Origin of the sequence: Rhizobium sp. Leaf262, assembly GCF_001422245.1 — a bacterium.
In the GTDB taxonomy this organism is placed as follows: domain Bacteria; phylum Pseudomonadota; class Alphaproteobacteria; order Rhizobiales; family Rhizobiaceae; genus Agrobacterium.
In genome coordinates, this window is sequence record NZ_LMMM01000015.1 from 133,223 (window position 1) to 146,318 (window position 13,096).

The following is a 13,096-nucleotide window of genomic DNA, read 5'->3' on the forward strand; positions in this document are numbered from 1 at the left end:
ATCCGCCAGGCACATATTTCCAGTTACTGAGACCGTCTGACCTTGCCTGCGGCATTGGGAAGGCGTGCGAGGTCCGCGACAATCGCTCCCGCTTCGGTCTGGAGAACGTCTTTCGCATTCTTGCGCGCGTTTTCTATAGCGATATTCGCGCTGATGCTCCGCTCATTAGCTTGCAGGCCATCGTCATTCAGGGGCAGGACACCGCTGCCGTCTTCCGCACGTTCCTTGAGCCGTGCTTCGTTCGCCGCCATTTCGTCCCTACGCTCCTTTTCGTTGAGAGAGATGGTGCGCTTTGCGCGCTGTGCCTTCAAATCCTCGACATCCTCGACGAAACGCTGAAAATCACGGTCGTTCTTAACGCGGGCGTCGTGCTCTTTCTGAAGCTGCGGCAATATTTTTGCCATGTCGCCCATCAGCGAATATTTTGCTGGCTTGATCTGCGTCCACGGCAGTGCATTGTCATAGCTGGATTCGCCAAGAAGCTTGGGGTCCAGAATGCCAGGAAGACTGATGTCGGGCGTCACGCCGCGCAGCTGCGTTGTCCCGCCATCAACGCGGAAAAACTGCGCAATCGTCAGCTTTAACTGGCCAAGTCCCGGCGTGTTGCTGCGTGCAACGCGATCCAGATCGACGACAGTCTGTACGGTTCCCTTACCGAAGCTCGGCTCTCCGACAATCACGCCACGGTCGTAATCCTGAATGGCGGCCGCGAAAATCTCCGAAGCCGATGCAGATCCACGATTGATGAGGACACCGAGCGGACCGGTCCAGGCCGGCGCGCTCATATCGTCGCTCTCGACCTTGACGTTGCCTTCCGCGTCCTTCTGCTGAACGACGGGCCCTTTGCCGATGAACAGGCCCGTCAAGTCGATCGCTTCGGACAGGGAGCCACCGCCATTGTCGCGCAGATCGATGAGGACGCCTTCGACGTCATCCTTCTTCAACTCACCCAACAGCTTGGCGACATCACGGCTTGCACTGCGATAATCCTTGTCGCCTTTGCGTCGCCCTTCGAAATCCTCATAGAATGTTGGCAGCGTGATGACGCCGATCTTGGACGTCTTGTCACCATTCTTCACGGACAGAATTGTTTTTTGGGCAGCCTGTTTTTCGAGGCTGACCTTGTCGCGAACCAGGCTGATGATGCGGTGGCTGCCACCGCTTGCGCCGTCCGCAGGCAGGATGTCGAGCCGCACCACTGATCCGGCTTCGCCTCTGATCAGCTGAACGACTTCGTCAAGCCGTGTTCCCACCACTTCCTTGATAGGACCATCCGCGCCCTGCCCCACACCGGTAATGCGATCCCCCACGGCAAGCTTGTTGGAAAGCTGCGCTGGTCCCCCAGCCACAAGTTCACGAATGGTCGTATAACCGTCTCGCTCCTGCAGAACTGCTCCGATACCGACAAGCGAAAGCTTCATCGATATATCGAATTCGGCGGAAGCCTTTGCGCTGAAGTAGTCGGTGTGCGGATCGACCGCCGTCGTGTAGGCGGCCATGAAGGTCTGGAACACGTCGTCGCTCTTGTAAGGATAAACGCGATCCATGATGTTCTTGTAGCGCTTATCCAGCGTTTCGCGGATAGCGGCATCGGCCTGACCTGCCAGCTTGAGGCGAAGCCAGTCGCTCTTCACGCGCTTGCGCCACAACTCGTCGCTCTGCGCCTGCGATTGCGCCCAAGGGGCGTCTTCGCGAGACACCGGATAGTCTTCGTGAGCAGTGAAATCGAAGTCCTGCTTCAGCTCGCTTCGCGCAAACGTCATTCGGTCGACGACGCGGCGCGTATAGGCGTTGAAGATCGAAAACGGGATCTCCAGATCCTCGTTCAGAATCGCATCGTCGATCTTGGTGCTGTCGGCCAAGAAGCGGTCGATATCGCTCTGCATGAACAGCATCCGGTCAGGGTCGAGCGATTTGATGAACTTGTTCATGATATGGGTCGATAGCACGTCATCCAGCGGCACTGTCTTATAGGCGTAACGTTCGAGGAACTGAGCACTGATATTGGCTGCCTGCGCCTGAATTTGCGATGGCTCGAGTGTCGGCGGCGATGCCGGCTGCTGCGCGTAGGCCGACGACGCGATCGACAGAATCAATCCAAAGAAACCGTGCTTTATGCGCATGCGATACCATTCCTCATCATTGTGCGTTTCAAGTCTTACTTCACCACGACGGCAATTACGATAAGAACCTCGGCTCCAAACCCTTATTTTCAGGCAATTGGTCGTGAAGAGACTAGCCTCAGTCATCTGATGTCAAAGTGATGGAATTATGCAACTCCGTCCTCTATTAGACACAACGCACGACAACCAGGGGCTTTCATTTTTCGAAAACGCCCCATCGACACGACCTCCCGGCATGGATCGCCGAGGGCTCAGACTATGGCTCCCGTAGCCAGGCCAATATTCGAAATGAGGATACACCATGAAATCGAGCATCTTTTCCAATCGACGCGCCCTGTTGATCGGCGCTGTCGCCGCCGTGGCGATATTCGCGGTCATTCAGGGTTTTTACACCCTGCGAGGTCCGCAATATGCAGAAGGGCGGCCAGACGCACTGACGGTGCGCCCGATTGTGAAAGATGACGGGGTCAAGAACACGACGATGGCTGTCGTCTTTGGATTGATCGGCGGTCTCTATGTTGCCCGCTTCGTCAACCGACGCTCCGCGAAACCCTGACGAAGTCCTCGCCCACGCAAAAGACATCAGCGTGGGCGAGGTCAGCCCCTTCAGTGTCCTCCCGTAAGACGCCAAGCGACGGACCAAGGCCCCAGTCTCGATGCGTCGCTCTCGCCGTATGTGAAAAGCACATTGCCTTCGCCTGACGTCGTTTCGAGGTCGACCGCCTGAGCCGAGAGATTTGCAAGCAAATCGAGTTTCGAGCCGCCCGCCAACGTCCAGACAATACGCACAGCCTCGCCCTGAGTTTGAAATCGTCCCGCTTCCAGACCCGGTTGACTCAGCAGTGGCACGATAAATTTGTGTCGCAAAGCAATGAGCTTGCGATAGAACCCGATTGTATCGTTTCCGGACCGATCTTCCGACCGGGTCCAATCGAGCTTGGCCGACAGAAACGTCGAACGGGCGGTTGGGTCGGCGACATCGTCGCCATCGAAACCGGGCAGACGCGATAGTTCTTCACGCCGCCCCTTGCGGATTTTTTCGTTCAATTCCTCATCGAATTCGCAGAAAAAGGGAAAAGGCTCCTTTGCTCCCCATTCTTCACCCATGAACAACATCGGTATTTGCGGTGCCAGCAGATAGACCGCAGCGATTGCCTTGATTGGCTCGTCATCGATATGGGACGACATCCGGTCACCAATGGCACGATTGCCGATCTGGTCATGGTTCTGGATGAACGATATGAACGCTGTCGGCGGCAAGTGTCGGCTGGGCTTGCCGCGTTCTTGGTCCCGGTAGGGCATATGCTCACCCTGAAAGACGAAACCCTCCGCCAGTGCCCGAGCGAGATTATCGTCCTTGTCGGTATAGGCCTCATAATATCCAAACGTCTCGCCAGTCGCGGCGACGTGCAGGACGTGGTGAACATCATCGTTCCATTGTGCGGTGAAAAACTCGGGCTTGCCCTGCGCATCCCTCGTCAGAATATCGCTGTCATTGTCCTCGTTTTCGACAATGAGGTGAATATGGCGCGCACCTGCCGCCGCACGTACCCGCCGCGCCAGTTCATGCAGGACATGTTCGTCGCTATCGTCCTTGATTTCGTGGATGGCATCGAGCCGCAAACCATCCAGCCTGAACTGGGTTACCCAAAAGATGGCGTTTTGAATGACGAATTCCCGGATTTGGCTGGATCCTTCGTCGTCGTAATTTATGCCGTTTCCCCAAGGCGATGCGTGGTGCTCGGTAAAAAGCGGTGCGTAAGTCGGTAGGTAATTTCCGTCAGGCCCCAGATGATTGTAAACCACATCAAGGAAAACACAGATACCTCGTTCATGGGCTTCATCGACAAATGCCATCAGGTCTTCCGGTCGCCCGTAGCTGCTTTCCGGCGCGTAAGGCATCACGCCATCATAGCCCCAACCGTAGCTGCCTGGAAAATCGCTGATCGGCATCATCTGAATAGCAGTCACGCCAAGTCGCTGCAGGTGATCAAGCTTCTCGATTGCAGACAGAAAACCGCCTCCATCCGTAAAAGCACCTGGGTGAAGTTCATAGATCACCATCTCTTCCCAAGGGCGACCCGCCCAGTCTCGAGATCTCCATGGATAGAGAGACAGGTCGACAACCTCGCTCGCCCCATGAACATCTTCCGGCTGATAACGGGAGGCCGGATCGGGAATCGCAAGGCCATCCGGCAAGACAAAACGATACCGTGTTCCGTGGCCCGCGCCGGGTATCTCGAACTGAAACCATCCGTCATCCGAGCGACGCATTTCGTGGCGTTCGCCACTCTCGAGATGAAGCACGACAGAGGGCTGGAGTGGCGCCCATAGCCGAAACAAAGTGGCATTTGGGAGGATCAACGGGCCGAAATCAAAATGATCTGACAAGTGGGTACCTTCTGATGGCAATGAAGAGACGCGGTAACATCGCGTCTCTAACTTCGTCACGAGATTATGGTTTCATCCCACTACCGCCGATTGATGTTATTTGCCGTTGCCGTCGATTACGCCAAGATCAGTCGTTGGCAAATTCGGTGGCAGACTGTGATGTCGTGACCATCATATTGTAGTCGTTGACAATCCACTGGAGGTCACCGGCAGCGCTACCTTTTCTGGCGTCGCCTTTGGTCTTTTGCAACTTTTCCTGAAACTCTCTGAGCTTGCTGAGAAGCGATGCTGGGCTGGATTCGAAGACATGGAAGGAATTGGGATGGTCGGATGCATAATCATCCATCTCCCTCACCGCGCCCGCATAATCCTTCAAAATCGCGTCGAACTTCGGCATGTCGACCACCGGCTTATCGGCATCCGGCAGCACATCCACAACGGCCTGCGCCTTCATCATGACGTTGCGGACATGCCAGAGCGCCTTTTTGCCTTGAGCCTTTTCGATAGCGGCGAGCTGCGCCTGATCGATGACGCGCTTTTCCTCCGTTACCAGCGCGTCGGCCTCCTCGCGGGCCTTGACGTACACAGGAGCATATTCGGCGATCTTGGCATGATATTCCTTGCCGCCCTGCATCTTGTCGGATTTGTAATCCAGCCTGTCGTAATATTTGCTTGCCTTGTCGAGAACAGGAGCAAGATTTTCATAGGCCTCGATAAAACGCTGCATGGCGCTGTCGAGCGCTGGCATTTTGGGTTCTGCGGCAATCGCCTGTTGTGCCTGCGCTATCTCATCACGCACGTCGTATGGGGAATACATCCCGTAAATGATGCGTTCCTTGCCGGTTGGGCCCTTTTTCATGTCGACCCAGCTATCATATCGCTCCAGAGAGTCGGACGCCCGGATCGCACGATTGAGCAAGGACACGTAGGCATTCATCTTGCTGACCGCCGCGCCGTCGACGTCTTCATCGCTCGTCTGTGCCAGTGCCTGGAACGTCAGAAGAAGGGAAAGCAACGCTCCCCAGATCAGTTTCGTAAAGAATGTCATCGCGTCTTCCTGTTACGTCACAGGGCCACGCTTGGTCCACATCATCAACCCGCTGTCGACCGCATCGTGCCCTGCGCCCTCTCAGGTTGATTTTTATGACTTTTCAGACGCTGTCCGCAAGCGCGGATGACTTCCCCACACAACCAGTTTTTACCTGCTGTTTGTTGGCAAGAAGGTACTGAACGACCACGCCTACCGCGAGGCGGGTGCCGGGCGCGCCTTTGCCTGACGGTAAGGCTGCGGCGGATTCTTCGCGGAAATGGACTTGTAGATTTCCGCAGTTCGCAGCCCGATTGCGCTCCAGTCGTATTTGGACAAGATCCTCGACCCGTGCTGACGCGGTGCGCGAGTAACCTGATCCTTGTCCATTTCCGACTGAAGACGTTCGGAAAGCGCATGAATATTTCCAAGCGGGAAATAGGATGTCTGTTCCAGAGCGAGACCGAGATTCGCCTCTATATCGCTGGCAAGAACTGGCAAACCATGAGCCATTGCTTCCAGAAGAGCTATGGGCATGCCCTCGTGGCTGGAGGGCAAGACGAAAAGACCGGCATTGGCAAACAGGCTGGCGAGCTTGCGTCCGGACTGAACGCCAGTGAGAACGACACCAGGCGAAGACTTCGCCTTCGCCTCGACCTGTGAAACATAATCACTGCCCAGGTCGCCGCCGCCGACCAATACCAGCTTGGTGTCGCCGAGTTTTGCCCGGTTAAAGGCCTCGATGAGGTCGAGTTGACGCTTCTCTGCAACAAGACGGGCAACCAACAGAACGTAGCGGCCCTTCTTCAAACCAAACTCGCCCAGGACGCTGTCTTCGAGATTTTTGGTATCGACTTTCACACCATTGGGAATGAAGTGAACGGGAGCCTTGAAGTCCTTCTGCATGCGATCTGCGATATGTTTGGCAATGGCAATGCGTGCATGGGAAAAACGCATTCCAGCCCATTCGCCAAGCTGCAAGATTCTCTTTTCCAGAGAGTTCCACTTCTCACGGTCGTAATCATAACCATGATGGGTAAAGACCACGCGCAGCCCAAGGAGTCGCGCAAGCGGAGCGACCAGCGAGGGACCCACCGCATGAATGTGAACGATGTCAGGGTTGAGGAACCGCGCTTTTACAAGAGCCAGCGCCGTATGGAAAATGGCCTCGAGCCGGGTGTTGCGCGGAGCCCAGAGCGGATGCACCGTAATCCCCCGCCACACATAGGGCTTGGTATCCGCTACATAGTTCTTCCGGGCGAAGACATGAACATCAGCACCAAGATCGACCAGATTGGAAACGAGTTGCTCGACATGCGTCTCCACACCGCCCTGCACGTTCGGAATGCCCCGGAGGCCGATCATGCAAATCCGCATGGAATCCAGCATCCGGCTTTCCCCATGCCTTGAGCGGACACTTTCTGCAACTTCCGGTGATGCTTCGGATACTGGCATAGGGACGTGACTCATCGGGCGCTCCTAATTCATATTAGAACATTAGGATATAATAAACTAATTCGGAGCGGTGGCTAGTGGTTTAGTGTAGGGAAACAGCGTGTCTCGCTACATAGTAAACGCCGCAGTTGAACGGGTGAGAAGACACTGATTCCTGATCGTCTTCTGGTAGCTAAAATCTATACCCATGGTTGGCATTTGGCTTCTGTAAAATTTTAGGGATAAGCATTTGGGTCACGGCAGGACTGACCGCAAAACCACAATTCGCTCTTAGGTCACGGGCAAATTATTGCCATTGCAGTAAATGCTAAAATAAACAATTACCTATAGCGTGTCGCTCATCCGATCTCATTGGAACGCGGATGAGTTGAATTATACAGCGCACGGATTTGCACATGCTTCACTCGGTCAGAAACCTTTTTTTCAAAGTCGTAGGCGCGCTCATATTGTTCTGCGTGTGGGCAAAGCATCGCCTCATGGGATACCGCAAACCGAATACCGTTTCTGCGGACGACGAAGAGGCACGGATTGCATATGTGCATGACGTCATGCAGTCATGGCTCAAATTTCTGCCCGCCGATGTTTCAGTCGAAGGTCGATCCGTGCTGGAACTCGGGCCGGGGTCTTCGCTCGCCACGGGCACGCTTCTTCTGTCGCAGGGTGCAAAATCCTACCTCGCTGTCGATGCATTTCCCTTGGCGGCACACGAGACCGAAGCCTTCCGGCAGGAGGTGCTTGCCCGTTTGACGTCTGCATCAGACAGAAGTTCGGCAATGCCTCAGGCATCATCTGCGGGTACAGGTCATGATTTCGATTACCGGGTTGATGCCGGCTTTGACATTCCCGCCATCTGCCGCGGCCAATCATTCGATCTCATTTTCAGTTGCGCTGCCTTCGAGCATTTTGATGCGATAGAAAAGACCATCGATGGTCTCAGCAAGGTTGCGAAATCCGGTTGCGTCAGCCTTCATATCGTTGATCTGCAAACCCATACCAACCTTATTCGCGAGCGAGACCCCAACAATATCTACCGCTTCTCGTCATGGTTTTATCGGATGCTGTGGTTCCCGGGTCAGCCGAACAGAAAAAGACCGTCAGACTACGTGAGGGCATTCGAGCGAAATGGCTGGGTGGATATAAAGGTGATCCCCGCAAAAGAGATCGACGAGAGCCTCCGCCCGAAACTGACCTCAGGTCTTGCGCGCTCGTTCATGCATGACACGGCGGACATGCACATCCTCGATGCCGTCATTATCAGTCGCTATCCTTGAATGTCGACGATTAGAACGTTGCGCCGAGTTGATGGTAGAGTTGCGTGGTTCGCTCGAGATAGGCGCGTTGGGAGAACTCTTGCTGGACCCAGACCCGCCCCGCCTGCCCCATGTCGCTGCGATCTTGCGCAGACAGACCGTCCATTGCGGTCAATACTCTTGCAAGATCGTCAGGGTCTGACGGACGTGCCGTCATGCCCGTGATGTTTTCCTTGATCAACTCTGGAATGCCGCCAATATTCGCACCGATCACCGGTCGGCCAAGTGCATAGGCCTCGAGCAGGCTGACGGGAGCATTCTCGTACCATTCTGATGGCAGAACCAATGCTTTTGCCCCGGCAATGGCCTCATGCAGTTGCGTTCCCGTCAGATACCCCAGGAACTCCACATCTGCGCCGCTCTGCTGTGCAAGAGCCCGCAGAGGAGCTTCCTCGGGCCCGGTTCCGGCAATGTGAAGCCGCTGGCCGGAAAGCGCTGCGGCTCGGATCAGGGTACCAATGCCTTTTTCCGGCGCAAGCCGCCCGGCAAACAGAAAGTAATCACCCTCCGCGACCATGAAAGGCCGGTCGAATATCGCCTGTTCAACGAAATTTGGAATATAGGCAAGCTGGTCTTCCGCCCATCCCCATTCTGCAAGCTTGGCCCCATAAAAACGACTGGGCACGACGATCTTGTCGATATATCGCCTGTAGAGGCCAAGGGCCCGGTGCACCGCTGTCTCGACCATGACCAACCCGCTGAGCGGTATCGACTGCTTCATGCAGCGATTGAGGAGGACATTGTATATTCTGCCCCCTCTGCATTTTTCGCATATTCCCTGTGGAGACAGCATTTTATAGGCGGGACAGGCAAGCTTTAGATCATGCGCGGTGAGAACCGTTGGAATGCCCTTTTGCTTCAAAAGAGGGAATATCGATGGGGAAATGTGGTGATACAGGTTGTGCGCATGCGCGACATCCGGCCTGACGGCGTCGATCAGAGCGTTCAAATGTGTCCGCGCCTTGCGTGAATAGATCACTTCGACACTATGCCCGACTTTCGTCGCCAGACTGCTTTGACGGCCAAACTCAATTTCCGGAACAAAGTAGGGCGACCATTCGGATTGCAGATTATTCGGATGCTGCATTGAAAACGGCACTGCACGCCATCCCGCACGCTCAAACATATCCAACTGGTCGAGAAAGATGGCTTCGGCACCACCTCTGCGGTAGAAATAGTTGTTGATCGCAAGCAAGGTGCCACTCATCGTACCGCTCTCCTATGCATCGAGATGGCGCAGCGCATCCCGCACCGGCAGCACAAGGCAGTTTTTCGCAATCGCGTATTCGACCAGCATCGAAAATGTGTCAGGGCGGCAGCCATAGGACGTGGGTTGATCGCTGACGTCGTGGGTAAAAAAGATTAGCCAGCCGGGGTCAGCGACCACCGCGTCGATCTCTGCTGTCAGGGCTGAAGCATCACTTTCGGGCTGGCGGATTTCCATGCCCCAGAGGTAGGAACGATTGACGGTGCCGCGGTTGATGCGATCTCCGCCCCCACGCGCTGTATCATATCGCTTCGCAAACAAATGCCGGTGCCGCAAAGAAGCGCGATTGTATGGGAAGGCGAAATTGCGCGAGGTCGCGTTCGGCTCGAACGTGTCGAGCAATGCATCGTTTTTGTTCAGATCGTCCTCAAGCTCGATGCCACTCAAGCGATGAACTGCCTCATGCGAAAAGGTGTGGCATCCGATCTCATGTCCGGAAAGAGCAAGATTGCGACAGCCCTGTGCAGAAATCAGCTGCCTGTCAGGCTCGATTTTGCCGAGCAGTCCACCCGCGATGTAGAACGTTCCTCTCACACCGTTTTCTTCAAGAATTCTTGCCCCGGCAGAATGGGCAGTCTCCGGTACATCGTCGAACGTGAAGGAGACGATGGGGCGAGAGCATTGAACGTTCAGCGTCGAGGCGGGGAAGGCACGGACAGCCCGTTCTACAAGACGCTCACGAATGTAACTGAATTTCGACGCGATTTTAGATGGGGATGGCACGGCGATCCTCCCATTGCACGTTTCGGTCCTCCACGAGGCTCATGCGTGATTGCATTTCCAGTCCGAAAATGGAGACCAGCATGAAGAAGCAGATGGGACTACCGCTCTGGAAAAAGATGACCTCGAGGCAGCCAGCATAGATGACATAGAGCCAGACACGCATGAACAATCGCGACAGGTGCGGACTGTTGGGCGATTGCCCAAGCCGCCCTACCGCCCTAAGCGGCACGAAAATCACGAGCGCAATGGTCAGGAGGAAGCCAGGAATACCCGTCGTCAGCAATGCATCCACATAGGCATTATGGCCGTTGAAAGCCTTGACCGCCCAGGTTTCCAACCCCGCCGAACTCTGCGTGATATCGGCGGTCTGCCAGAAACCCTGAAAGCCGTATCCAAGAATGGGGGACTGGGCGATCGCGTCAAAGGCGATCTTCCATATGTCTGTTCTGTTGGTGAATGTCGGATCGACACCCAGGCTGGCAATAAGACCTCGAAAACCCTCCGACAGCGCCGCGCCAAGGGCCAGCAGATTGAAAGCCGCGATGCCACCCACCGCAATCGGCCATCTGCTCCAGCGAAATTTCTCGAAAATCCATTGCAGGATCAGAATTAGGGGCAACATCGCCGTAGACGATTTGCCGCCTGTATGAATGAGGAAGAAGACCGACAGAACAATGATCGCCACTCCGCTTCTTTTCCAGCCGACACTTCGCAGATAAAGCCCGAAGAAGGTCGCCATCAACATAACGGCTGCGGCGAGGTTCTTGTGGGAGTATTGACCCCGCCAGAAGCCCGCATTCATGGGCTCGATCAATTCCGTCGGTTGATGGATCGACAGCATTGGCAAAAAGAGAACGCCGAAATATGCCATTCCGAGTGTGATCGCAGTGCCATAAAGCAAAAGCCTTGAAAACTGCTGCTCGGAACGTGGCAACAACAGAAACATGCCCGCATTGGCGCAGGTCAAGATCGCCAGAATGGTTCTCTTGATCGCATCCATCGGGTAATTGGAAAAAGCGGACGAGATCAAAAACCAGGAAAACAGCGCGATGACGAGAAACTGTGGCCTGCAGATTTGCGACCGCAAAGGATGTGTCATCGCCGAGTAGACTGTCAGCAGCGTCAGAGCCAGAAACGTGATCTGGTTCAGCGCATTCGAGCCACCGGTCGCGTTGGAACCGCCCGCCTCGATCTGAACGAGATCCACGAAGGGGTTGGTCGTGATCCAGAAGAACAGGAACACACCCAAGAAGACGACGGGTCTGACCCTGTCGTGAAATGCGGTTCCGTTCCCCCTGCCCTTCGCGACTGCCTCCATCAGCTCGCCCGCTCAAAGCGCCAATTGTTATCGCGCAGAACCGCGTATAGCCGGATCGCGAGAACGCAGACGATGCCCAGGACCAAGCCGGCCAGAAGGCCGCCTATGGCAAGAAGAAGTGTCGGAGGGGGCCAGCTGCGCTTTTCCGGTGGGAATGGGTCCGTAACGATGCGCAGATTGGAAACACTGATCTGCTGCTGCTCGCTGGTTTCTCCTACCCGTTTGAGGAAGGTATCGTAGAGCGCCGACTTTGCCTGGCTGTTACGCTCCAGTTCCTGCAACTCGACCTGCGCCGTGTCATCTGTCGAAACGCGCTTCTGCGCTTCATCGAGCTGGGTACGCAAGGTCGTGACAGAGTTTTCCGCCTGATCCAGATCCACCTGGATTGCCTGCAGCGACCTTTCTGTTTCCCGCGCCATTTCGGTCCGCAACGTACCGAGCTGGGCGCGCGTGCTGACCAGCTTGGGGTAACGTGCGCCATAGGTCAGCGCCAGTTCTTCATATTGCTGTTTGAGGACGCTGTACTGGGACCGCAGGCTGATAAGCGTCGGCGAGTCCAGCGTATCGGCGGGTACGACGCCATCTGTACCGGGCTGACTCAATCTCCGATACCGGGCCTGAACGTCTGCCAGACGCTGCGAGGCAGCGTTCAGCAGCGTATTCAACTGGGAGACACTCTGAATATTCACTGACCCCGTTCCGCCGAGATTTTGCAGATTATTATCCTGACGGAATTTCACGACCGCACTTGCGGCCTGACTGGCCGCCTCGCGCAACTCTTCAAGACGGTTGGACAGGGCCGCGCTTGCGCTTTTCGCCAGATCGGTTTGTGTTGCCTCCAACTCCTCTCTGAAGGACTGCGCCAGTGTGGACAAAACCTCGACCGAGCGCCCTGCATCGCGTGTCCACAGGCTGATAGAAACCAGATAGGTGCCGCCCTGGCGGGCTACTTTGATACGTTTGGCAAGGTTTCTCATGGCAACGACCGTACCGTCTTCGACCGATACGGGGCGCTGCGGTCTCAACCAGTCGAACAAACCTTCCTGCGTTTCCGCAGCCGAATTGAACTCGGGAACATTCTGAAGATTTTCCTGCTCCACGGTTCTTCGCAGAACATTCCCGGACGTGATCAGCAGCAGTTTGCTGGAAATATCCAGGATTTGCGCATCACTTTGGATGTTGGGCGTCGTCAACTCGTTGGGAACCACCTGCCCCGTAGGCGGTGGCAACAGAATGTCCATGCTGGACGTATAGCGAGGCTTGACGGACAGGGCAAAAGCCACGCCGAGCGCACCACCCAAAAGTGCAAAAACAGCGATATAGAGCACGCCGCGGCGCAACCATTCCAACAGCTTTGCAGCTGAAATCAAGGGATCGGCAGGTGTGGAACCACGCGGATGATCAGTCGCGCGGGGCGACTTTTCCTCGAAAACGGGCCTGGTCCGTTTTTCGGCTCGGTACTCATACATGCGTGACTGAAGC

At 55.5% G+C, this 13,096-nt stretch carries 10 protein-coding genes; 2 read left to right on the top strand and 8 right to left on the bottom strand.

All coding sequences use genetic code 11. From position 1 onward, the window contains the following. Positions 1-23: 23 nt before the first annotated feature. Entirely contained in the window at positions 24-2,123 is a 2,100-nt protein-coding gene (locus ASF29_RS13240) for a carboxy terminal-processing peptidase (protein ID WP_062451142.1), read from the bottom strand. A gap of 301 nt (positions 2,124-2,424) precedes the next feature. Here ASF29_RS13240 and ASF29_RS13245 point away from each other — a divergent pair, with 301 nt between their 5' ends. After that, complete coding sequence (locus ASF29_RS13245) at positions 2,425-2,679, top strand: hypothetical protein (protein WP_062451143.1); 255 nt, start codon at positions 2,425-2,427, stop codon at positions 2,677-2,679. Positions 2,680-2,729: 50 nt separating this feature from the next. Here ASF29_RS13245 and treZ read toward each other — a convergent pair whose 3' ends face one another. From treZ to ASF29_RS13260, 3 genes are all read right to left on the bottom strand, one after another. After that, complete coding sequence (gene treZ, locus ASF29_RS13250) at positions 2,730-4,514, bottom strand: malto-oligosyltrehalose trehalohydrolase (RefSeq protein WP_062451144.1); 1,785 nt, start codon at positions 4,512-4,514, stop codon at positions 2,730-2,732. Between the two features lie 127 nt (positions 4,515-4,641). Continuing rightward, positions 4,642-5,562 carry a YiiG family protein gene (locus ASF29_RS13255; protein WP_062451145.1) on the bottom strand — a complete coding sequence of 307 codons (921 nt, stop codon included), beginning with the start codon at positions 5,560-5,562 and terminating at the stop codon, positions 4,642-4,644. Positions 5,563-5,754: 192 nt separating this feature from the next. Continuing rightward, on the bottom strand, positions 5,755-6,930 hold the full coding sequence (locus tag ASF29_RS13260; RefSeq protein WP_244473553.1) for a glycosyltransferase family 4 protein: 1,176 nt from the start codon (positions 6,928-6,930) through the stop codon (positions 5,755-5,757). 542 nt (positions 6,931-7,472) lie between these two features. Between ASF29_RS13260 and ASF29_RS13265 the strand changes: the two genes are divergently transcribed. Continuing rightward, positions 7,473-8,267, top strand: a complete 795-nt coding sequence (locus ASF29_RS13265) for a methyltransferase domain-containing protein (protein WP_156462666.1) — start codon at positions 7,473-7,475, stop codon at positions 8,265-8,267. 10 nt (positions 8,268-8,277) lie between these two features. Here the strand turns inward: ASF29_RS13265 and ASF29_RS13270 are convergent, their stop codons facing one another. Genes ASF29_RS13270 through ASF29_RS13285 form a run of 4 tightly spaced genes read right to left on the bottom strand, consistent with a single transcriptional unit; the run spans position 8,278 to position 13,083 of the window. Further along, complete coding sequence (locus tag ASF29_RS13270; RefSeq protein ID WP_062451147.1) at positions 8,278-9,513, bottom strand: glycosyltransferase family 4 protein; 1,236 nt, start codon at positions 9,511-9,513, stop codon at positions 8,278-8,280. A gap of 12 nt (positions 9,514-9,525) precedes the next feature. Beyond that, a complete protein-coding gene (locus tag ASF29_RS13275; protein ID WP_162237904.1) occupies positions 9,526-10,296 on the bottom strand; it encodes a polysaccharide deacetylase family protein in 771 nt (256 codons plus the stop codon). Beyond that, entirely contained in the window at positions 10,280-11,614 is a 1,335-nt protein-coding gene (locus tag ASF29_RS13280) for an O-antigen ligase (RefSeq protein WP_062451148.1), read from the bottom strand. Before ASF29_RS13280 ends, ASF29_RS13275 begins: the two co-directional genes overlap by 17 nt. Beyond that, positions 11,614-13,083 (bottom strand): GumC family protein, encoded by a 1,470-nt coding sequence (locus tag ASF29_RS13285; protein WP_062451149.1) that lies wholly within the window; start codon positions 13,081-13,083, stop codon positions 11,614-11,616. The genes ASF29_RS13280 and ASF29_RS13285 overlap by 1 nt, the downstream gene beginning before the upstream one ends. Positions 13,084-13,096: the final 13 nt, after the last annotated feature.